The 20,625-nt window shown below is 56.0% G+C and carries 19 protein-coding genes; 7 read left to right on the plus strand and 12 right to left on the minus strand.

Annotated features, from left to right (window positions below; all coding sequences use genetic code 11):
* Positions 1–2 precede the first annotated feature (2 nt).
* The 5 genes from hemW to ACFPDR_RS08950 form a co-directional block, all read right to left on the minus strand.
* Positions 3–1,217 carry a radical SAM family heme chaperone HemW gene (gene hemW / locus ACFPDR_RS08930; RefSeq protein WP_060185057.1) on the minus strand — a complete coding sequence of 405 codons (1,215 nt, stop codon included), beginning with the start codon at positions 1,215–1,217 and terminating at the stop codon, positions 3–5.
* A 4-nt stretch (positions 1,218–1,221) separates the two neighbouring features.
* Positions 1,222–1,833: an RdgB/HAM1 family non-canonical purine NTP pyrophosphatase gene (gene rdgB, locus ACFPDR_RS08935; RefSeq protein WP_009453909.1), complete on the minus strand. Its 612-nt coding sequence runs from the start codon at positions 1,831–1,833 to the stop codon at positions 1,222–1,224.
* A 153-nt stretch (positions 1,834–1,986) separates the two neighbouring features.
* Positions 1,987–2,724: a ribonuclease PH gene (gene rph / locus ACFPDR_RS08940; protein WP_026482596.1), complete on the minus strand. Its 738-nt coding sequence runs from the start codon at positions 2,722–2,724 to the stop codon at positions 1,987–1,989.
* Between the two features lie 29 nt (positions 2,725–2,753).
* The gene (locus ACFPDR_RS08945; protein ID WP_376911019.1) at positions 2,754–5,375 is read right to left on the minus strand and encodes an AAA family ATPase; all 2,622 of its coding nucleotides are present in this window, start codon (positions 5,373–5,375) and stop codon (positions 2,754–2,756) included.
* Positions 5,365–6,483, minus strand: coding sequence for a metallophosphoesterase family protein (locus ACFPDR_RS08950; RefSeq protein WP_376911020.1), 1,119 nt, complete (start codon positions 6,481–6,483; stop codon positions 5,365–5,367). Before ACFPDR_RS08950 ends, ACFPDR_RS08945 begins: the two co-directional genes overlap by 11 nt.
* A 147-nt stretch (positions 6,484–6,630) precedes the next feature.
* On the opposite strand from ACFPDR_RS08950, the gene ACFPDR_RS08955 reads away from it, so the two are divergent.
* Together ACFPDR_RS08955 and nudC are read left to right on the plus strand one after the other, a co-directional pair.
* A complete protein-coding gene (locus ACFPDR_RS08955; RefSeq protein ID WP_009453903.1) occupies positions 6,631–7,563 on the plus strand; it encodes a YicC/YloC family endoribonuclease in 933 nt (310 codons plus the stop codon).
* Positions 7,564–8,171: 608 nt separating this feature from the next.
* Complete coding sequence (nudC, locus tag ACFPDR_RS08960; protein ID WP_254003190.1) at positions 8,172–8,933, plus strand: NAD(+) diphosphatase; 762 nt, start codon at positions 8,172–8,174, stop codon at positions 8,931–8,933.
* Between the two features lie 8 nt (positions 8,934–8,941).
* Here nudC and ACFPDR_RS08965 read toward each other — a convergent pair whose 3' ends face one another.
* From ACFPDR_RS08965 to ACFPDR_RS08990, 6 genes are all read right to left on the minus strand, one after another.
* Positions 8,942–9,397, minus strand: coding sequence for a MarR family winged helix-turn-helix transcriptional regulator (locus ACFPDR_RS08965; protein WP_376911021.1), 456 nt, complete (start codon positions 9,395–9,397; stop codon positions 8,942–8,944).
* 71 nt (positions 9,398–9,468) lie between these two features.
* On the minus strand, positions 9,469–10,626 hold the full coding sequence (locus ACFPDR_RS08970; protein ID WP_376911022.1) for an FAD-dependent oxidoreductase: 1,158 nt from the start codon (positions 10,624–10,626) through the stop codon (positions 9,469–9,471).
* Between the two features lie 10 nt (positions 10,627–10,636).
* A complete protein-coding gene (locus tag ACFPDR_RS08975) occupies positions 10,637–11,629 on the minus strand; it encodes a VOC family protein (RefSeq protein ID WP_376911023.1) in 993 nt (330 codons plus the stop codon).
* Positions 11,626–12,489, minus strand: coding sequence for an alpha/beta hydrolase (locus ACFPDR_RS08980; RefSeq protein WP_376911024.1), 864 nt, complete (start codon positions 12,487–12,489; stop codon positions 11,626–11,628). The genes ACFPDR_RS08975 and ACFPDR_RS08980 overlap by 4 nt, the downstream gene beginning before the upstream one ends.
* A gap of 3 nt (positions 12,490–12,492) precedes the next feature.
* The gene (locus tag ACFPDR_RS08985; RefSeq protein ID WP_035273719.1) at positions 12,493–13,731 is read right to left on the minus strand and encodes an MFS transporter; all 1,239 of its coding nucleotides are present in this window, start codon (positions 13,729–13,731) and stop codon (positions 12,493–12,495) included.
* Between the two features lie 170 nt (positions 13,732–13,901).
* Positions 13,902–15,026, minus strand: a complete 1,125-nt coding sequence (locus ACFPDR_RS08990) for an MFS transporter (RefSeq protein WP_247966822.1) — start codon at positions 15,024–15,026, stop codon at positions 13,902–13,904.
* A 98-nt stretch (positions 15,027–15,124) separates the two neighbouring features.
* On the opposite strand from ACFPDR_RS08990, the gene ACFPDR_RS08995 reads away from it, so the two are divergent.
* The 5 genes from ACFPDR_RS08995 to ACFPDR_RS09015 all read left to right on the plus strand — a co-directional run bounded on the left by ACFPDR_RS08995 (position 15,125) and on the right by ACFPDR_RS09015 (position 20,112).
* Positions 15,125–15,892: an AraC family transcriptional regulator gene (locus tag ACFPDR_RS08995; RefSeq protein ID WP_035273725.1), complete on the plus strand. Its 768-nt coding sequence runs from the start codon at positions 15,125–15,127 to the stop codon at positions 15,890–15,892.
* 83 nt (positions 15,893–15,975) lie between these two features.
* Positions 15,976–17,292, plus strand: a complete 1,317-nt coding sequence (locus ACFPDR_RS09000; RefSeq protein WP_035273728.1) for a M20 metallopeptidase family protein — start codon at positions 15,976–15,978, stop codon at positions 17,290–17,292.
* A 329-nt stretch (positions 17,293–17,621) separates the two neighbouring features.
* Entirely contained in the window at positions 17,622–18,308 is a 687-nt protein-coding gene (locus ACFPDR_RS09005) for a M20 metallopeptidase family protein (protein ID WP_376911025.1), read from the plus strand.
* A complete protein-coding gene (locus ACFPDR_RS09010) occupies positions 18,298–18,948 on the plus strand; it encodes a M20 metallopeptidase family protein (RefSeq protein WP_376911026.1) in 651 nt (216 codons plus the stop codon). Before ACFPDR_RS09005 ends, ACFPDR_RS09010 begins: the two co-directional genes overlap by 11 nt.
* A 123-nt stretch (positions 18,949–19,071) precedes the next feature.
* Entirely contained in the window at positions 19,072–20,112 is a 1,041-nt protein-coding gene (locus ACFPDR_RS09015) for a methyltransferase (protein ID WP_376911027.1), read from the plus strand.
* 58 nt (positions 20,113–20,170) lie between these two features.
* Here ACFPDR_RS09015 and ACFPDR_RS09020 read toward each other — a convergent pair whose 3' ends face one another.
* The gene (locus tag ACFPDR_RS09020; protein WP_035273170.1) at positions 20,171–20,620 is read right to left on the minus strand and encodes an Hsp20/alpha crystallin family protein; all 450 of its coding nucleotides are present in this window, start codon (positions 20,618–20,620) and stop codon (positions 20,171–20,173) included.
* Positions 20,621–20,625 lie beyond the last annotated feature (5 nt).

Here is a 20,625-nt window from a genome sequence, read left to right on the forward strand (position 1 = left end):
TGTCAGGAACCTTCATCAGGAAGGAATGCTTCCTGTAAATCATTTAAGAATCGCCAGCCTAAATCGGTGGTTCGAATACGAACCGGATCGGAAGCCAGCAAACCTTTCTCGATATTGCGCTTGATCACGGGCAGGATGTTCGCAAGGGGCACACCCGTGCGTTCCTGGAAGTACTGGGCGGGTACGCCCTCTTTCAGGCGCAACACGTTCAGCATGAACTCAAAGGGCAAGTCTTTGGGTGTGACACGGGCATTGTGCGCATAGTGGCTGCCGTCGCGCTTGATGGCGTTCTGCATCCATTGCGCCGGGCTGCGGGTGGTAGCAGTACGGATAATGCGGTCGTGAAAGGACAGCTTGCCGTGGGCTCCCGGGCCTATGCCGATATAGTCGCCAAATTCCCAGTAATTCAGATTGTGGCGGCTATGGCCACCGCGCTTGCTGTAGGCCGAGATCTCGTACTGGTTCCAGCCGCGGCTGGCGGTCAGCTCGATCAGGCGGTCCTGCATGGCGGCGCTGTCGTCGTCATTGGGCAAGACCGGCGGGTATTTCGCGAAGACGGTATTGGGTTCCAAGGTCAAATGGTAGAGCGACAAGTGCTCGGTCTCATAAGACATGGCCTGCAAAATGTCCTGCTCGGATTGCGCTGGGGTCTGGCCCGGCAAGGCGTACATGACGTCCAGGTTCACGCGGTCCACGGCTTTCATGGCGGCTTCAATAGCCTGTCGTGCTTGCTGGCTGTCATGAATGCGGCCCAGCGCTTTCAGGGCCTCATCGTTAAAGCTCTGAATGCCCAAAGAAATCCGGTTCACGCCACTGTGTGCAAAATCCATGAAGCGCGAGGCTTCGGAAGCTCCAGGATTGGCTTCCAGCGTAATTTCTGCGTCGGGCAGCAAGTTCAGGTGGGAACGCAGCAAGGCCAGCATACGGTCCAGCGCCTGGGCTGACAGCAGACTGGGCGTGCCACCACCGATAAATACGGAAATTACCTGTCTGCCCCAGACTAGCGGCAGGGTTTGTTCCAGATCGGCCTGCAAAGCGTCCAGATACTCGTTTTCGGGCAGTTCAGCGGGTGCTTCGTGTGAGTTGAAGTCACAGTATGGACATTTGCGCACGCACCAGGGCACGTGCACGTAGACGGACAAGGGCGGCAGGCTGGGCAGCAAGGTGGCCGGGCCGGAGCCAGGCCGGATGCGTACCTCAGGAGAGAAAACAGTCATGGTGTTACTCGGCGGCCAGACGGGCCAACAAGGCTTGCATGGCTTGCGCCCGGTGGCTGTATTTGTTCTTCACTTCAGGAGAGAGCTGCGCCGCAGTTTGCTTGAGCTCTGGCAGATAAAAGTGAGGATCATAGCCAAAGCCGTGCTCGCCAGCGGGTTGATCCTGAATCTCCCCTTCCCAGACGCCTTCAATCACGATAGGCCGTGGGTCCTGGGCATGGCGCACATACACCAGAACAGCCACATAACAGGCGCGACGGTCGCTTTGTCCTTGCAGACGCTGGACCAGCAAGGCGTTATTGGCTGCATCGGACTTTTCACCGCCCAGTTCGCGAGCGGCAAAACGGGCGGAATATACGCCGGGGGCTTCGTCCAGGGCGCGCACACAGAGGCCGGAGTCATCGGCCAAGGCGGGCAAGCCGCTTAATTGGCTGGCATGACGGGCCTTGGCCAGCGCATTCTCGATAAAAGTGGCAAAGGGTTCCTCGGCCTCGGGAATGTTCAATTGGCCTTGAGGAACCATGCTGATACCGGCCTGAGCCAGGATGGCGGAAAACTCCTTGAGTTTGCCGGCATTGTTGGAGGCCAGGACGACACGCTTGGATTCAGTGTTCATAAGTCGCAGCAGGCGGCAAAGCGCCCTGTTCAGTAAAAATGGCAAGGCGCCGTGCCAGGCAGTGTGTGCTGCATGGGACGGCGTCCCAATAGCGGTTTGTCTCGCTACCTGGCAGTGTCGCGCAGGGAGCAGGACAGACCCATTTCATCGCGATCAGCCCTGCAAGGCTTGTTTCTGGGCTTGCATCAGCTCGGCAATGCCCTGCTCGGCCAGATCCAGCAAGCGGTTCAAGGTGGGGCGTGCAAAGGTCTGGCCTTCGGCGGTGCCCTGCACTTCCACCAGATTGCCGCTGCCTGTCATGACGATATTCATGTCCACGCCGCAGGCGGAGTCTTCCAGGTAGTCCAGGTCCAGGACGGGGTTGGATTCGAACACGCCGACCGAGACGGCCGCCAGTTGATCCAGAATGGGCGAGGCTTGCAGCTTGCCCTGCTCTTGCAGGCTGCGTACGGCCAGGCTGGCTGCGACCCAGGCCCCAGTGATGCTGGCGCAGCGGGTGCCGCCGTCGGCTTGCAGAACATCACAGTCAATGTGAATGGTGCGCTCGCCCAGGGCTTTCAGATCAAAGACAGCGCGCAGGCTGCGGCCGATCAGACGCTGGATTTCCTGGGTACGGCCATTTTGCTTGCCACGGGCCGCTTCACGGTCCGAGCGCGTGTGCGTGGAGCGAGGCAGCATGCCGTATTCCGCCGTTACCCAGCCCTGCTCCTTGCCTTTCAGAAAGGGAGGGACTTTGTCGAGCACGCTGGCATTGCACAGAACATGGGTTTCACCCAGACGGATCAGTACCGAGCCTTCGGCGTGACGGGTAAAACCGGTCACCAGTTCGATAGGACGGCATTGTGCAGCAGATCGACCCGAGGGACGTGCAATCGTAGCGTTTTCAGACAAGGCTAGGCTCCGGACAGAATTCAAAACGCCTATTGTACGCCTTGCGGGACGGGCCGTAGCGCAACACCCATGTCCATCCACTTATCGGCCTGGCAGGTGAAAAGCAGGATCTGATGGCGTTGGGCGGCGTCGTGAATAATGCGCTTCATGGCCCCCAGGCGATCGTTGTCGCTGTGGACCAGCACGTCATCCAGAATCAGCAAGGTGGGACGGCCTGCCTGTTGCAGCAAATCTGCATAGGCAAGACGGGCGATCAGGCCGATTTGCTCGCGTGCACCAAAGCTCAAGCCGTCAATGTCGTCGGCCAGCCCTTGTCCGCTATCGCGTTGCAGCCAGCGTGGGGCTAGGTACTCGTCCAGTTCCACCCGTGCCTTGCCCAAAAGCAGACGCAGATAGTGGTTGATGTGCTTTTGCAAAGGCTCGTGCAATTGCTGGGTCAAGGCATTGCGCTGCTCTCGCAGGACAGACAGCAACAGGCGCAAGGCCGCGACACGGCGCTCGTAGGTGGCGCAACGGCGCTGGCAGTCGTGCAGACGTAGCGAGGTCTGGTCGATCTGCTCTTCCAGGCCTTGAGCACCATGGGTCTCCAGCTTGGTTTGGACCAATTGCGCGGCCAGTCGGGCCTCGTTATAGCTTTGCTCCTGCTGTTGAGCGCTGCGCTCCAGACGTTGCAGGTCCTGCTCCAGAACCGAGACGGGCAAGGCGGCCAGCTCGGCTTCCAGAGCTTTTTGATCGGCCAGTTGCTGCTCGCGTTGCAAGCGCAGTTGTCCCCATTGCTGCTCGCGCTCCTGCTGCGCTTGCTGGCGTTGCGGGTCAGCCCATTGCTGTTCCAGGCTGTGAGCTTCAGCCTGGGCCTGCTCCAGACGAGCCTGGGTGCGGGCAAGGGCTTCGCGGGCATCATGCCAGTCGCTTTCCAGTGCGCGGTACTGCTGCTCGGCCATGGAGGCGGCTTGGGCGATACGGCCCAGTTCCGAGGCCTCGATGGCCTCGCCTTGCGGGCGTTGCGGGGCGATGCGTTGTTGAGCCGCCTGAACCAGACCTTGCAAGTGCGCTTTGCCTTGTGGGGCCAGTGCTTTCATGGAGCTGCGTAACAGCCGGTCCTGCTGCTCTTGTTCCCGATATTGCTCGCGGCGGCGTTCCAGCTCTTCCAGGCTTTTTCCGCCCAGTTGGCCAAGCGCCTGTGCATATTCCTGCTGGGTTTGCGCCAAGTGCTGCTGCACCTTGCCCAGATCGCGACCGCCGGGAATGATACGCAACTGACCCATTCCGGGAAGCTCAATCAGAGTGCTGGCGCTAAGGTGGGCGCGGTGCTGGCCTTGAATGGCTGCGCCGTCCAGCAGCAGGCTGGCGCCGTCTTGCAGTTCGATCTGCAATTCGGTGGAAATCGTCTCAAGCTGGTGTTGTAAACGCTGAATAAGCTGGTGCTGCTGGCGTAATTGGTCCAGGGCCTCGTCGCTGATTTTCAGCTGCACCAAGGCGGCCCCGCATTGCGCCAGTTGGGTTTCCAACTTGCCCAGTTCTTCCAGTTGCCCTTGCACCTGCTGCAATTGCTGCTGCGTGCCGTCAAAGCTGGCTTGATCTTGAAACCATTGCTGCCAGGTACGGGCGCGTTCCTGCTCCTGCAGGCTGGCGTCTTTATGGCTGCGCGCCTGCTCCAGACGCTGGTTCAAACTGTTGAGCGTGCCCTGCTCTTGCTCCAGCTTGGCACTCAAGGATTTGACCTGCTCGGCGCGCTGGCTGCGTTGGCGAGCCCACTCCAGGTCGCGTTCCCCAGCTTGTTGGTAGAGCTTTTCTCGCTCGGCCAACATGTTCAGCGCCTGTTGCAGTTCCTTGGCCCGTTCCTGCAATTGGCGGGCTTGAAGTAACTGAACCTGCACTTGTTTGGCTTGCTCACGTAGCTGTTCCCACGGGCGCTTAGCCTCGGCATGGGTGATTTGCTTGCGGGCCTGCGCCAGTTCGTCCACCCATTGCTGGTACTGCTGCAAGGCGGCTTGCTGGCTCTGTAACTGCTCTTCCAGCTCCTTGGCTTCTTTCTGCGCTGCCAGCCAGACGCCGCGTGGCTGTCCTTGAGCCTGGGTCACATATTGGTCCAGCTGTTGCTGGGCCTGTTCGATCAGATAATCCCCGTCTGCACTGGTCAAATCAGCGATTTCGCTACCCAAAGCCTGCTGCAAGGTGCCGCTGGCGTGCTCGACCGAGCTGCGCAAGTCCTGGCCCTGCCCTTGTTCAATCCACAAAAGGCCCGGCACGCCCCAGTTACGGGCCTGGCTGCTGCCTTTGGCGGCGTACTCAAAGCCCATTTGCTGGGCCAGGAATTGTTCGGCCTCGTCATTGTCCAGATGCTGATTGCCAATGTATAAATCGCAGCGTTTGCGCTTCAGGAAACGTTTGCTCAGTCGCATGTCCTGGCCGTTCAGGCTGAAATCCAGCTCGATTTCCGGTGCGGCTGAAGAATCACCCCAAGGCAGGATTTTTGCCAGACTACCTGTGCCATAACGTTCGAAAAACACCGTGCGCAAGGCTTCGGCCAAGGTGCTTTTACCGGCCTCGTTCGGGGCGCTGATGATGTTCAGGCCCGGTTCCAGTTGGTCCAGTGAGACGGGCTGACGAAAGCGCTTGAACTGCTCGACGCGCAGGGACTTAATGTGCATGACCACCTTCCTTATCGCGCAGCAAACCGGCCAGAATCAACAAGGCATCTTCAGCGGCTTGCTGCTGGCTGCCGTGACGCAGTTCCTGCAGCTGTTTCAACGCGGCTTGCAAGTAGCCATCGGCTTGCAAGGCGTCCAGATCCTCTTCAGAAGGTGCCAGACGCAAGGCCTCGCACTGGCAGTCCCAGGCGCGGCAACGGGCTTGGGACTGCCCCAAAATACTTTCCAGACGCTCAAAACCGCTCAGGCTTAACTGACCTGATAGCTCCAGCTCGACCACGCTTTGATCGGCCAAGGCATTCAGTTCCCGCTCCAGCAGGTCCAGATCCGTGTCGTCATTCAAATGGTGCTGAATGCTGCGCCAAGGGTGTTGGGCAACCGGCAAGGCTTGAACCACAGGTGTTGCGCCCGGTTCGCTGATTTCCACCAGCAGAGCCTGGCCAGAGTCGTTATCCCGAAAGCGGTCCGGCTCGGGCGTGCCGCTGTAGTAGCAGCGCTCGTTAATTTTGACGGTGCCGTGCCAGTCCCCCAGTGCCAGATAGTCCAGTTTGGCGCGTTGTACGCGGTTTTGATCGATCAGGTTATGGCTGTCCAAATGCTCCAGCACCCCACTGACGCTGCCATGCGCCAAGCCCAGACGCCAGTAACCCGCCGGACTTTCGGCCTGATCGAACCAGTCGCTCAAGTCCTGATAAGTCTGGCGTTGTGTCAACGGCGCTGGCAGGACCGCAAGCTTGAGCTCGTCCAGCAGAAAAAGCTCCGGTCTATCAAGCACATGCACATAATCTGGAATGCAGTTCAAGCGGCGCGCGCGTGTCCAGACACTTTCGCTCAAGGCCGCGTCATGGTTGCCGGGCAGGAGCAGCCAGGGGCCGGTGAAACCCGCCATGGCATTGAAACTGCGGCGCAGATTGCGATCGCTCAGGGTTTGCGAATCAAAGACATCGCCCGCTACCACAAGCAGATCGGCGCGATGTTCGGTAGCCAGCGTTGCCAGCTTCTCAATGGCCTTGAAACGTGCCTCAGCCAGGGCGGCCGCGTCCTCCAGCTCGAAACGCGAATACTGGCGACCTATTTGCCAATCGGCTGTATGCAGGATTCGTAGCATGACTGCCCTTAGATTTGGTAAAAAAATCGGCCCTTACAGGCCTTGAATGCCTAAAGTATAGAGCTTTGTCGCGGCAAGAGGCGCGGCCAAAGCCGGGACCTGAGAGTACAATTGGCGGCTTTATTCCATTCTTAAAGTGACCCACCCATGATCCGTAGCATGACCGCGTTTGGCAGCGCCAAGGCCGAGTCCGAAGCAGGCACCATCAATATCGAGATGCGCAGCGTCAACAACCGCTTTCTGGACCTGAATCTGCGTTTGCCCGAGGAACTGCGTTTTGCGGAGAATCTGCTGCGCGAGCTGGCCGCCCAGGGTGTACAGCGTGGCAAGCTGGAATTGCGGGTCAACTTTGCCCGTAGCGGCACGGATCAGCAACGTAGCCTGGATATGGAGGCGGTGGAACGCACAGCACAAATGCTGCAAGTGGCACGCGTCGCCATTCCCGATCTGCCTGCGCCCGAGCTGCATACCTTGCTGAGCAACCAAAGCGGCAATAATTCAGGCATGGACCCCGAAATCTGGCTGCCCATGATCAGCCAGGCTTTCGAGGCGGCCCTGCAGGATTTTCAGGCGACCCGAGAGCGTGAAGGCCAGCGGCTGGCACAAGCCATGCTGGATATTCGCCAGGACATGAGCGCCATTGTGGACGAGGTTGAGCAGCACTTGCCTTCTATTCTGACGGAGCAGAAGAACAAGATTGCCACTCGCTTGCATGACGCCTTGTTGCAAGCCAGCCCGGACGGTTTTGCCCTGATTTCGGGCGAAGAGCTGTCTGCCCGCGTCGCCCAGGAAGCGGCTGTTTTCTCTCTGCGTATCGATGTGGCCGAGGAAATTGCCCGCTTGCGTTCGCATTTGACCGAGCTGGAACTGATTCTTAACGGTGATACCAGCGTGTCGTCCAACAAGAAAAGCACGCGCCAAGGCAGCACTGGCAAGCGTTTGGACTTCCTGTTCCAAGAGATGAACCGTGAGGCCAATACCTTGGGTTCCAAGGCAGGCAGCATGGACATGACGCGCGCCTCTATCGACTTGAAGCTATGTATTGAGCAACTGCGCGAACAGACCCAAAACATCGAGTAAACCAGCCAGTTCCTTATTTTCTGCCTGCCAGTATTTTTTTCAGCAGGTGCTGTCTGCTTAAACCGCGTGAAACCTCAGGTTTTATGCGGTTTTTTCAAGAAAACCGTCTTGCTCAGGCCAGGCGGTTTTTTTGTGGACTTTTCTGATCATCCTCAAACTCCCTAGGGCTATTTTTTCTGAAAGTGGTCTAGTGAAGCCAGGAATAAATACAGACGCTTTATAAGCTGCCTTAATATATAAAAATAAAATAGCGATTTTAAAATAAAAAAAATAAAACAAAAATAAGAAATGGTTTTTATAAATAATTAATCCGGTTTTAAAAGTTTAAAAACGAATCACTGGTTTTAAATAAATTCATGCTTAATTATCTGTCTGCTAATTAGGTGGCTTGCCGGTTTTGTCCTGGGATTTTCTCGACAAGGCCAGGTAACACGTCACCTTTTTGACAGTTGTGTTTCTGGTTTTAAAACGGCGGTTTTTTCTGGCCGCTGTCTGAATGCCCTGCTCGGCCCCTTGGGTTTTTCTCCGCTTTTTTCTGCCTCCGTCCTTCCCGTACAATAGCCAGCGCTGTGCTGCTCTTAGGCGGCTTATTAAAGGACAGAAAACACATGAATTTCATTTTTCGTGGAAATGAAATATTGGTCAGCAGCCAGGAAGGACAAGCCTTGATTCCTGCCAAACCCGCACTGGATTTAGCGCCGGCGCAATGGCATGCTCTTTTTCCAGGTGACGATTGTCAGGATTTTGCCTGCCACGTAGCGGCCGAGACCCCGGCTCCGGATGGCTTTACCTTCCGTCACTTGCGCGGCGTGCTGTCGCAGTTGGGAGATCAAGCCAGTATGGTGAATCGGGCTTTTCAAGTTTCGGAATGGGCGCGCAGCCATCGTTACTGTGGTGTGTGCGGTTCGACCATGGAGCGTGTGAAGCATGAACTGTGCTTTCGCTGCACCTCTTGTGGTTTCTCGGCCTATCCCCGCATCTCCCCGGCCATGATGGTACTGATCCGCGACAAGGACCGTATCTTGTTGGCCAGTCACTCCACTTACGCGACGGCGCGCTACACGGCTCTGGCCGGGTTTGTGGAAGCCGGTGAAAACCTGGAAGAAGCCATTCACCGTGAGGTTATGGAGGAAGTGGGGCTGCGCGTGGACAATATTCAGTATTTCGGCAGTCAGTCCTGGCCTTTCCCACATTCTTTAATGGTGGCTTATACCGCCGAGTACGCCGGGGGTGATTTGCGCATTCAAGCTGACGAAATCAATGACGCGCGCTGGTTTGGCCCGGGTGACGCCCTGCCCGATCTGCCCCATACAGACTCCATTGCGGGCCGTTTGATTCGGGCCAATTTACCGGGCCAGGCCAAGACTTAAAGCGCGACTCAGGTCGCCAGATGGGCGGCGACATTGCGCAGCATACGGCCCAAATCCTCGCGCTCATTCGGAGTGAGCACCGACAGAGCATCATCAATCATTTCTTTGGCGGCGGGCCAGACTTGCGCATAGCGCTCACGGCCCGTTTCGCTCAGGTACACACGCATATAGCGGCTGTCGTTTTCGTCCGTGCGGCGCTGCACCAATTCGCGTTCTTCCATTTGGTCAATCACCCGGCTCAGGACCGGCTGATGTACCACGATGGCCTTGGCAATTTCCCCGATGCTGCGCCCGTCCTTATCCCACAGGTACTGCAAGACCCGAAAGTGCACATAGGTCATATTGTGTTCACGCAGGGTGGTCGATCTTAGCGTTTGGTCCAACTTGTAGATAATGTTGGCCATCTGGAAGGCCAGATTGGTTTCTACGCTGCTGTCAGGGATGGAGACGGGAGTTTTGCTCATAATGCCTTGGGAGAGTCAATCCTGCGCTTGTCGCTCCATGAAATCGGAGCGACAAGCGGACCGTCAGTATACTAGCAGAGCTCTGCCTGGACGGTTCCCGTAGGCGTGTGACTGGCAGCGCGGAAAATCTGCGCGTAGCTCCAGGGATTGGCCATGGCAGAACGCACGACCTGAGTACGCACGGCATCGGGCAAGGCGCTGATCTCACCATATAGACAGGACCACTTCTGGCAGTGCTCTACAATCTCGCGCTCGTTGTTTTCCCAGGCTTCCAGGGCTTCGGGGATATCGCGGGCATCCTGCACCTTTTCCAGGAACGTGGCCAAAGCCAGGCCATTTTGCATGGCCATGCCCCCACCCTGCCCCAGGTTCGGCGGTTGAGCGTGGGCGGCGTCGCCCAAAATCGCGGCACGGCCACTGGACCAGGTTTTGCAGCGCGTCACACTGTAACGACCCCAACTGACCGGGCCATCTGTGCGTTCAATCAAGTGTGCCCAGTGTGGGAACAAGGCAGACCAGTATTCCTTGTCGATCTGGATATTGCTGGCACGCACATCGTCGTACGGGCACGTTAAGGCCAGATAGGTTTGGGTTTCGCTGACGGGCGTAATCAGCAAGCGATGCAGACCGTTCCAGTTCTCGATGTATTTTTGAGCGTCTTGCTCCGGAGTGTCGTCTGGCTTGCGGGTGATCATGGTACGCAAGGCCCCTTCGCGGGTTTGCTCGTGCACCAGTTCCAGACCGAGAGATTGGCGGATACGGGACCAGATGCCATCAGCACCCACGACCAGATCGGCACGTAAACGCTCGCCCGAGGCCAGTTGAACTTCGCCGCGTGCGCTGGCGGCGATGACTTCCACATTCGTGCGTACCTTTACGCCGGCGCGTTTGCCCGCTTGCTCCAGGGATTTCAGCAGTTGCGAGCGCATCACGGTAATCAGACGGCGATCGGGCGGTGTGGGGCCGCAATCAATGACCTCGTTATTCAGATCGCGCTGCTCAAAGTGACTACCGTAGAAAGCGCCTTCAATCGCTTGTTCGTACGCTCCCAGGGCTTTGAGAACGCGCAGGCCGTTTTCCCAGATATAAATACCGGAGCCATTGGCGCGCAATTCAGACTGGCGCTCCAGCACAGTGACATCCCAGCCGCGTTGAGCCAAAGCGGCGGCGGTTGCCAAACCACCCAGGCCACCGCCTGCAATCAAGGCACTTAGTTTTTTATCGGACATGCTGGTTTCCTTAAACTTGCGCCCACAAAGGCAAAGAGTGATTGCTATCCAGAACACGTTCGCCAGCCAGAGTTACGTACCACTCGCTGAGCAGACCATCCGGGTCACGCAAGAAGAAAGCGCGCTTCCAGGGCAGGTTCACGTTGTGAACGGGTGTGATGTTCTGGGCTTTCAGGCGCTCCAGTGTTTGTTCCAGATCCTGGACGCCGGCCAGCTCGAAACTGCCATGCGAGAAGGAGGCTTCTTCATCACGTACCAGGATCAGGCTGTAATCATAATTGGCCAGACCAGCACGCAAGTAGACAACCTGCTCGTTTTCATAAACCACTTCCAGGCCGCCGACTTCGGTGTAAAAGCGGCGCATGGCGTCCAACTGAGCGGTACGCAGCACGGCATGGGTGACGCGGCGTGGTTGGACCGGGGCGTCGGTCACTGTTTCCAGAACCGGGTCGGAGTCGTAACGGCCTTCGGTAAAAGGCTCCTGACCTTCAGGATCCCAGCGACTGGTCAGTAATTCCATAGGGCCACCCAGTACGCTGCGCCAGTCTTTAATGGTGTCGCAGTAGAACTCGTTGTAGTTGCCATCGGGGTCAAACATATAGACGCTATGGGCAACCTGATGGTCCACTGTCATGTCAATGTCGCGCCCCTGCTCTTTTGCGCGCTTCCAGCCGGCAACCAGTTCAGCTTCGTTTTCCAGCTCCCAGGCAAGGTGATTCAGACCGGGCTTCAGCCCAATTGTGCCGGGCAGTTGCAGCAGACCGTCACGGCCATACCGGTTCACGCCTTTAGTCGTTTCCATCATGCCCAGATCATGGGGCGTGTGGCCGGTGCCCAAAAAGGTCGCTACCAGATCCGGTTCGGTAAACTCCACTTTCAGGCCGCAGACCTGACTGTAAAAATCTTCACCGCGTTGCAGTTCGTCAACCCACAGGTTGACGTGGCCCAGACGGCGGGGCTCAAAGCACGCGGTTTGGATGGAGTGGGAAGTTGCTTGTGTCATAGTTTCTCCTCCTGGGTATGACGATTCATGGTCTGCAACACGGCTAGCGTCAATGCGCTGTCGCTCTGCTCCAGATCCATCAAGACGTTGAAATGATTACGGTTTGGCACGGCCATGCTTTGCACCACGCAGCCCGCCAGCTCGCATTGGCGGGCGTAGTGACGGCTTTGTTCTTGCATGACGGCAGGTTCCAGTGCCCCCCAGGCCACCAGCACGGGCGTTCCCCTTGCTGGTGGGTGCAAGGCCGGGCTATAGCGTTGGGCTTGTTCTTGGTTCAGCTGCAGCCAGTCATTCACGGCGGTCTGCAAGAGGGGATGCAAATCCATGACGCCGCTGATAATGCTGGCGCTGTGGATCAGACGCTGTTCACGTCGGGTATCGGCCGCCAGCAACATGCCGCTTAAGTGGCCCCCTGCCGAGCTGCCACTAATATGAATACGTTGCGGGTCGCCATTAAATTGCGTCGCGTGCGCGTGGACCCACTGCAAGGCGCGTTCGCATTGCGCCACGATCTGCGGCAGGCGGTAAGCCGGAGCCAAGCCATAGTCCAGGCAAATCACCGTGGCACCGGCGGCATGCAGGCTTTGCGCCATCATGGCCGAGTCATCCTTGGACAACATGCGCCAGTAGCCCCCATGAATGAACAGGTAAACCGGGGCGCCAGCCTGGCTGGCGGCATAGATATCCAGTTTTTCTGTCGGGTCATCGCCATAGGCGTGGGTGCTGAAACAGGCTTCCAGGGCTACACGAGCCCGTTCACTGGCCTGCTTGTAGGTGGCCATCTCAGCGTCAAAATCAGCCACCGAGGCCTGGAGCCGGTATTGCTCCAGGTCTGCTGGATCGAAAACAAGTTTGTTCATTGCTTATTCCGCCTGCGCCGAAGGCAAGCGATTCAATAGGAGGAAACCGATGAAAACCAGCACTTCCACCGCCAGGAAGCTGCCAAAGGCCCAGATGTAGGAACCAGTCAGGCTCAGCAAGAGGCCCAGCAGGGACGGCGCGACAAAGGTGGCGAACACACCGCCCATTTCGGCATAGCCAGCAGCGCTAGGGCCCAGGTTCACGCCATAGCGCTCCCCCACGTAGCTGAAAATGGCGCCACCATGAAAGACCCCTACGCCGCAAAGAATGGCCACGATCAGCAGGCCGCTGTAGGGCAATGCCTGCCAGGCAACCAGAACACAGGCGCTGGCTGCCAGAATGGTCAACCACATGCCCACACGCATTACCCCAACACGGGTGAAGCGATCGCTGACATAACCGCCCAGAATCAGGAAGAAGACTTGGGACAAGCCCATGATGGTGCCGAACAAGGGAGCCTGTTCGGGGGCCATTTTCTGCACATCAATCAGCGCTGGAATCAGCCAGGTCGCGGTTGCCGCAACCGAGAACAAAGCCCCAAAAATGGCCAGAATGCCTACCCAGATCCAGGGGCGTGCGGCAATGGAGCGCAACACACCGGCATCGGTTTTGATCTTGTCGTGTGGATCTTGATAAGGACCGGCGCGTACCACCAGCTGCGTGATTAAACAGGCACTTAAGGTCAGCCCGCCCAGGACCAGGAAGAAAGCACGCCAGCCATGGGCCATGGCGTAAGGCAAACCCAAGGCAAAGTCCAGGGTAATGGCCAGCGAATAGGCGGCCAGAATAATGCCCAGCACCAGACCCTGGCGGCGTGGCGCAAACCACTGCATGACGATTTTCATGGACCCGACCCAGACTGCAGAGTCAAAAAAGCCCACAACCAGACGCAGTAAAAATAGCTGCGTGAAATCCTGTGCCTGAGTCTGCAGCAGCATCAGCAAGCCGCTGCCACCCAAGCCAATCAGGTACAAACGGGCCGAGCTCATGGAGCGACCACGTGGTGCCCAGAACAACATGCCCAGTGCAAACGAGACACCGAAAGCACCCTGCACCAGCCCGGCTTGCGCGGGGCTCAGTGACAGGTCTGCCGAGACAATTTTGATAACAGCTGCAAAGCCGTAAAAGTCGGCCGCCAGGCACATTTCGCCCATCACGGCCATCAACAGCATGAGCAAGGCCACTGTGCCGCGTGGCTTGGCCTTGTCGAGCGGATTGCCCATAACCCCCTGTTCCACCATGTCATCCTCTCCTTTTGGATAAATGTTCAAGCTGAGTGTTTGTCAGGCACACTCTTCAATTGCTTTAAACATGAAGGATTATGGTGATTTGGCTTAATCTATGTCAATACATATGTATTGGTATATACCCTATGATGAGGCGGCTTACGAATGGCGTATCAGGGTTTTTCTCAAGCCTTTTTCAGGGGCAAGGCCAGACAAATAGCGGCCAGCACAGCACAAACAACAGTCACGTCAGCCAGATTTCCCCACCAGGCCGACAAGGCCAAACCGATGCCTAGCAACAGGCTGTACATCAAGCCAAAGACAGCACCTGCCTTCCCTGCCACCGAGCGATAGTCCTGCAAGGCAGCCGACAAAAGATTGGGGATGGCGATGGCGTAGGCCAATGCCAGCAACATGGCCGGCAGCAGGAAAATCAGATGTGTTCCCGCCAACTCCAGGCCGGTAGCCGCCACGGCCAAAATCAAAATCCCCCGCCACACCAAATGCCGGGCACGGTGTCCTGCCGCCAGCCAGCGGCGATTCAGAAAAGCGCCCATAAAGGTTCCGGCAGCCAGTAAAAGGCCGGCCACCATCATGGGACGGTTATCGGAGCCCAGGCCTTCCAGCAGGAAAGGTGCCCATTGGTAAAAGGAAAAAATCGTGACGTTGAACAGAGCCACCAGCATGGCGGACTGCCAAATTGCCGGGTCACGCAGCAAGCGGAACAGCACATTCACCATGCTGGCCTGGCTGTGTTGAAGCGGACGGGTTTCAGGAAGCTGAAACAGGCAAGCGGCAAACAAGATCAAGGCCAACGCGAACAGTCCCAGAAAGACTGGCATGAGGCTTGCGCTTGTTGTCAGAGCGACGCCCATTGCCAAACCTAACAAGGGGCTTAATGCCAGAGCGGCACCTATGGTGCCAAAGATCCTGGCCAGATCTTCTGCCTGGTAACGATCGCGCAACATGGTTTGTACACCGATCGAGCCGACCGCCGCTCCAAATGCACTGATCATGCGGGCAGCCAGCAAAACACCGAAGCTGGGGCTGAACACAGCCAGCAGGCAGCCCAGGCCATAAACCGTCAAACCGGCCAGAACAGCGGGCCGACGCCCGGCCTTGTCGCATAGCCAGCCCCAGAACAGCACGCCTGCGGCAAAGGCTATGAAGTAGACCGATAAGGTCTGCCCGGCGCGGCTGGCCGACACGGAGTAACTGTCGGCGATCAGGGGTAAAGCCGGGCTATAGGCGGTTTCCACCACCTGCGGAAACATGATCAAGGCGATCATCAAGAATAGGAAACGAGACATGCAAACCACACTGAATTAGGAAAAAAGAATCAGCGTAAGTCTGGCTGGATTTTTCTATTACAAGTATTCTGATAAAAAACCCATGAAATCGGACAATCATGCCTTTTTTAGATGCTAATGATCCTTTTCCGGATCTGACGGGACGTCATGCCCTGGGTATTGCGGCGCAACTGGCGCAACACGATTCCGGTCTGCACCAACATCCTTGGGGGCAGATTTTGTACACCCGTAGTGGCTGCATCAGCGTAACGCTGGATCAGCAACTGTGCTTGCTGCCACCGGGGCGTTTGATCTGGATTCCAGCCTTGCTTCCACATCAGGCCCGCATGAGCGAACAGGTGGAGTACCGCTCTGTCTATCTGGACCCGGAGCATTACCCGGGCCTGCCCGAACAGGTGCAGATTCTGGCAGCGAATGATCTGTTGACAGCCGTGCTGGACCGCATAGCCAAGGCGGATCTGGATGAGGATTGGGACCGGCCTCCCGGCCTGCATATGATGCAACTTCTATTGAATGAGCTGCACCGTGCGCCGGATCAAGCCCTGTTTTTGCCCTTGCCGCAAGATACGCGCTTAAAGCGCATACCTATCGATACTTTGCCGCCCGCCTTGCATGTGCTGGCGGAATATCTGGGGGCAGGAGAAAAGACGATCAGCCGCTTGTTCAAGCGTGACACTGGCATGAGTTATCAGCAGTGGCGACAGCAATGGCGGCTGCTCAAATCCATTGAGCAGTTGTCTACGGGTGATGCCGTGACCAAGATTGCGTTTGATCTTGGGTTTGCCAGCGACAGTGCTTTTATAGCTTTCTTCAAGGATCAGATGGGAGAGACGCCAGGCCACTACGCCAGACAGCCGGTTACATAAGGCAGGATAAACACTACTTTGGATACTGATTGTTTAGGCACTATGATCGGCCCTCTACGACTACAAAAAGAGAGAGGAGCACAATGACATTTTCATTTCGCCTGAGTCTGCTTGCGGCTAGTTGTTTGATGGCTGGCACCGCCATGGCTCAAGCCAGCTCGGGACTTGTAGATCAAGCCTTGAGCAAAGCGGATGCCCTTGAACAGCAAGTCATCGAATGGCGCCGCCATATTCACCAGAATCCGGAGTTGTCCTATCAGGAACACAATACAGCGGCCTATATCAAGGCTGCTCTGGAGACCATGCCCGGTTATGAAATTCAAACCGGCATTGCTCAAACCGGGATCAAGGCCGTTTTGAAAGGCGGCAAGCCGGGCCCGGTTGTCGCCTTGCGGGCAGATATGGATGCCCTGCCTGTGCTGGAACGGAATGACTTGCCTTTCAAGTCCACCGCCAAGGGGCAATGGCAAGGCAAAGAGGTGCCTGTATCCCATGCTTGCGGCCATGACACCCATGTCGCCATGTTGCTGGGAGCGGCAAAAGTCTTTTCCGATATGCGTGACCAGTTGCCGGGCACAGTGGTCCTGTTGTTCCAGCCTGCCGAGGAGCAAGGCCCTGGTACGCCGCTTAGCGGCGCCAACGCCATGATGAAAGAAGGAGTGCTGGACAAGCCCAAAGTGGATGTGATCATGGGTCAACATATTGGTCCGGCTTTCCCGGCAGGTAGCATAGGCTATCGTCAGGGCAGCATTATGGCCAGTGGTGATGTGTTTACCATTACGCTGGACGGTAAAGGCGGTCATGGCTCTTCTCCCTGGAGTGCTAGTTCCCCCGTAGTCGCCGCGGCGGAAACCGTAACAGCCTTGAATAACATCATCGCTCAGCGCACCAACCCTCTGGATGGGACGACTGTCGTCACTGTGGGGTCCTTGCAAAGCGGCAATCGCCCTAACGTGCTGCCTGAAAGTGCTCATATTTCCGGCACGGTCCGCTCCTTGTCCAAGATGAACCAAGCCACGGCCCATGATTTGATCAAGCTCTATGCGCAGAACATTGCCAATAGCCATGGTTTGAAATCCACGGTGAAAATCGATACAGGTTATGAAGTTCTGATCAGCGATCCTGCGGTGACTCAGCTTGTCAGCCCTGCCCTGAATCAGGCTACTGATGGTGTAGGTGCCAAGGAAGTGCCGCCAGGCATGGGTTCGGAAGACTTTGGGGCCTTCTCCAAGAACATTCCACTGGTGTTCTGGCGCTTGAATGCCTCGCCTTATGCGGACAAGCCTGGCGCTCCCAACCATTCACCCGAGTTCATGATTGACGAGAAAGCACTGCGTATCGGTACGCGTGCCTTGGTGGCCAGCTCGCTGACCTACATGATCGACAACAAGAAACCTTGATGGCTTTTGGGGCTTGAGATGGGTATGCCTTGCCCATCCTGCTCCGATACGTTGCCCAAAAAAACCGGCTCACTGTTGCAGTGGCCGGTTTTTTCTTGCTGGAGCATAGCGAACTCATTCTTGAAATCTGAACACGATTTCATTTTTTTTGATTGTTAATGAATTCTTTTTTGGAATAAATCCATTTTACGGGATCCTTATTTTAAATTAGGCAGTTAATCATTAAAAATAAAATTTATTTATTTTCCTGTTTTATTTTTTCTTGAAATTAAATTTTTTATAGAGGTGCTATTATCGGCAGACCTTTAACCATGAAAGGAAGAAGTCTTATGACGCATCCATTTCGCTTAGGTTTGTTTGCTGTCAGTTGTTTCGTTTCAGGTCTTGCCATTGCTCAGCCCACTACCCCTACTCTGATTGATCAGGCTTTGCAGAAAGCAGATTTGCTGGAGCCGCAGATCATCAGCTGGCGCCGCCATCTTCACCAGAATCCCGAGTTGTCCTTCCAGGAACACAACACGGCCGCCTACATCAAGGCAGCACTGGACACCATGCCTGGCTATGTCATTCAGACCGGAGTGGGTCAAACAGCAGGCATCAAGGCCGTATTGACGGGTGGACAGCCCGGTCCGGTCGTCGCCTTGCGGGCGGATATGGATGCCTTGCCAGTCGAAGAAATCAACGATCTACCCTTCAAGTCCACTGCCAGAGGGTCATGGCAAGGCCAGGATGTTCCCATTTCTCATGCCTGCGGTCACGATACTCACATGGCCATGCTACTGGGGGCTGCCCAGGTGTTGTCCGACATACGTGCCGATTTACCCGGCACGATTGTCCTGATCTTTCAACCCGCCGAGGAAGGCAATCCGACACCTGGAGGGCCCACAGGTGCGCGCGTCATGATGGATGCAGGTGTCATGGAGTCGCCCAAGGTGGATGTGATCATGGCCCAGCATATTGGCGCCGGTTTTCCCCCCCAAGGAGATTGGCTACCGCGAAGGAGTCATGCTGGCTAGCGGCGATGGTTTCAATATCTCTTTGCAAGGTGAAGGGGGACATGGTTCCGCTCCTTGGAGAGCCACCTCGCCTTTGACGGCTGCAGCCGAAATTGTGGTTTCTTTAAATAACATCATTGCGCAGCGTACCAATCCGGGTACCGGTACAACCGTTGTTTCTGTAGGCAAGCTGCAAAGCGGCTTTAAAGGCAATGTCTTGCCAGATACCGCGGTTCTTGAAGGTACTATCCGCTCCTACTCACCCAGCAACCAGCTTATCGCCAAGGATCTGGTCAAGCGCTATGCCGAGAACATTGCGGCCAACCACGATGTCAGCGCGACAGTGAAGATCAACAGCGGGTATCCCATTACCATCAGTGATCCTGCTACGACGGCGATGCTGTTACCTGCCTTCGAGCTAGCCGCTGACGGTGCCGGAGTACGCGAAACATCTCCAGCTATGGTGTCTGAGGATGTAGGTGTTTTTGCCAAAGACATCCCTCTGGTTTTTTGGCGTCTTAACGCTACGCCGTATGCCGATAAACCTGGAGCGGCAAATCATTCACCCGAATTCCTGATTGACGAGAATTCATTGAAAATTGGAACCCGTGCATTATTGGCAAGCTCTTTGACTTATATGATCCAGAACAATAACCCTTAATTTCTTTTTCATTTCCTGATCCAGAACAAGTGCATATTAGTGACTTGTTCTGATGAATTAATTTCGTTTCCTCAAAGGCCGATTCGCTTTCATGGTGATCGGCCTTTTTTTAAAGGGATGGAGATGACAAAATTTTCTGATACTTCCGAACGCAGCCAAGATTTAAGCCAGGGGCAAGATAGTGGGGTTGAGTTGCTCAATCTGATCATGGCGTATTCCATTTCAACCTCGGTACGGGCTGCTGCCCAGTTAGGGCTGGCCGATCATCTGAGAAACGGGTCCAAGACGATTGACGAGCTGGCTCGCTTGACCCATACCCAAGGCATTCATTTACAGCGTATCTTGCGTGTCTTGTGTGCCAATCGAGTCTTTAGGGAACAGCCGGTAGATACCTATCAGTTGGACGAACTGGGTAAGCAAATGCTGTCTGACTCCCCTACCCGGCTGAAAGATGCGGCCCTGATGCTGACAGACGCCGCATTTTTGCACTGCGCCGGAGATCTGGCCAAGGCGGCGGCCGGCACCCCCATTTTCCGCGAGCGCTTTGGACATGGTTTTTTTGAACACTGGGAGGACAAGGCCATTCATGATGTTTTCCATCAAGGTGTCGCCGGGCTGTCCATGGCCTCTAATCATCTGCTGATCGAACAGATCGATGTTCCAGAAGGCGCTACGGTGGTGGATGTGGGCGGTGGTATTGGTGGTTTACTGCTATTGATTCTGCAACAGAACCCCAGCGCCTACGGGATTTTGTTCGATCAGGCCCAGGTACTGGATAATTCGGTGCTTCCAAACTTGAATCAGCCTGAACGCTGGAAACTGGTCAGCGGCGATTTCTTCGAGAGCTGCCCAGCCGGCGATATTTATCTTCTGCAGATGATCATTCATGACTGGAGCGATGAGCGAGGCATCACCATCCTGCGTAACTGCAAACGCGGTATGTCTGAAAATGGTCGCATTCTGATTCTGGAAAGCGTCATCGAGCCGAATAATCAGCCAGATGGCGGTAAATTGCTGGATCTGATCACCATGTGTGTGCTGGAAGACAGCCGTGAACGAACCCTGGCGGAATTTGAAGCTTTATTTGAGCAGGCTGGTTTGCGCTTGATACGCCGTATCCCCACAGCGGGCTTGTGTTCCATTCTGGAAGTGGGACACAAATAGTTCCCGCGCCTGAAAGAAAACCGCGCCTTGTAGGCGCGGTTTTCTTCGAGCATGCTTTTTAGCGGATTTCCAGCTTCTTGGCCCCTGCCCCACTCTTTTTCTTGGGCAGAATCAACTCCAGAACGCCGTTTTCACATTTTGCGCTTGCCTGGGCTTCATCAATGTCCTGAGCCAGGCTGAAACGACGTGTCTGCACCCCGTAATAGCGTTCACTGCGCAAGACCGTATCGCCGTCCTTTTCTTCCTGAGTCCGACGGCTTTCCACTCGGATAGAAACCACATTGCCTTCAACGCTGACATGCACGTCTTCCTTGTTGATACCTGGCACTTCCGCGCTGACTTGATAGGCCTCTTCGCTCTCGCTGACATCCAGACGAATGGCGGGCGGTGTATTTCCGGCCAGGGAGCCGACAACAGGAACGCGTCGGAAGATGTCTTCAATATCTCGCCACGTGTCCAGGCCTGCCAGATCACCAAAGGGATTAAAACGTGTCAAATTATTTGCCATGCTTG

Origin of the sequence: Alcaligenes sp. GCM10023179 (assembly GCF_042653705.1) — a bacterium.
GTDB lineage: Bacteria > Pseudomonadota > Gammaproteobacteria > Burkholderiales > Burkholderiaceae_B > Alcaligenes > Alcaligenes phenolicus.

What these genes read in the sequence shown, in the direction of transcription:
- ACFPDR_RS08995 (WP_035273725.1), top strand. Translation starts at nt 15,125, where the DNA reads ATGCCTTTTTTAGATGCTAATGATCCTTTTCCGGATCTGACGGGACGT.
- nudC (WP_254003190.1), top strand. Translation starts at nt 8,172, where the DNA reads ATGAATTTCATTTTTCGTGGAAATGAAATATTGGTCAGCAGCCAGGAA.
- ACFPDR_RS09000 (WP_035273728.1), top strand. Translation starts at nt 15,976, where the DNA reads ATGACATTTTCATTTCGCCTGAGTCTGCTTGCGGCTAGTTGTTTGATG.
- ACFPDR_RS08955 (WP_009453903.1), top strand. Translation starts at nt 6,631, where the DNA reads ATGATCCGTAGCATGACCGCGTTTGGCAGCGCCAAGGCCGAGTCCGAA.
- ACFPDR_RS09015 (WP_376911027.1), top strand. Translation starts at nt 19,072, where the DNA reads ATGACAAAATTTTCTGATACTTCCGAACGCAGCCAAGATTTAAGCCAG.
- ACFPDR_RS08990 (WP_247966822.1), bottom strand. Translation starts at nt 15,026, where the DNA reads ATGTCTCGTTTCCTATTCTTGATGATCGCCTTGATCATGTTTCCGCAG.
- rdgB (WP_009453909.1), bottom strand. Translation starts at nt 1,833, where the DNA reads ATGAACACTGAATCCAAGCGTGTCGTCCTGGCCTCCAACAATGCCGGC.
- ACFPDR_RS08975 (WP_376911023.1), bottom strand. Translation starts at nt 11,629, where the DNA reads ATGACACAAGCAACTTCCCACTCCATCCAAACCGCGTGCTTTGAGCCC.
- ACFPDR_RS08945 (WP_376911019.1), bottom strand. Translation starts at nt 5,375, where the DNA reads ATGCACATTAAGTCCCTGCGCGTCGAGCAGTTCAAGCGCTTTCGTCAG.
- ACFPDR_RS09010 (WP_376911026.1), top strand. Translation starts at nt 18,298, where the DNA reads ATGCTGGCTAGCGGCGATGGTTTCAATATCTCTTTGCAAGGTGAAGGG.
- ACFPDR_RS08965 (WP_376911021.1), bottom strand. Translation starts at nt 9,397, where the DNA reads ATGAGCAAAACTCCCGTCTCCATCCCTGACAGCAGCGTAGAAACCAAT.
- ACFPDR_RS08985 (WP_035273719.1), bottom strand. Translation starts at nt 13,731, where the DNA reads ATGGTGGAACAGGGGGTTATGGGCAATCCGCTCGACAAGGCCAAGCCA.
- ACFPDR_RS09005 (WP_376911025.1), top strand. Translation starts at nt 17,622, where the DNA reads ATGACGCATCCATTTCGCTTAGGTTTGTTTGCTGTCAGTTGTTTCGTT.
- ACFPDR_RS08980 (WP_376911024.1), bottom strand. Translation starts at nt 12,489, where the DNA reads ATGAACAAACTTGTTTTCGATCCAGCAGACCTGGAGCAATACCGGCTC.
- ACFPDR_RS08970 (WP_376911022.1), bottom strand. Translation starts at nt 10,626, where the DNA reads ATGTCCGATAAAAAACTAAGTGCCTTGATTGCAGGCGGTGGCCTGGGT.
- ACFPDR_RS09020 (WP_035273170.1), bottom strand. Translation starts at nt 20,620, where the DNA reads ATGGCAAATAATTTGACACGTTTTAATCCCTTTGGTGATCTGGCAGGC.
- ACFPDR_RS08950 (WP_376911020.1), bottom strand. Translation starts at nt 6,483, where the DNA reads ATGCTACGAATCCTGCATACAGCCGATTGGCAAATAGGTCGCCAGTAT.
- hemW (WP_060185057.1), bottom strand. Translation starts at nt 1,217, where the DNA reads ATGACTGTTTTCTCTCCTGAGGTACGCATCCGGCCTGGCTCCGGCCCG.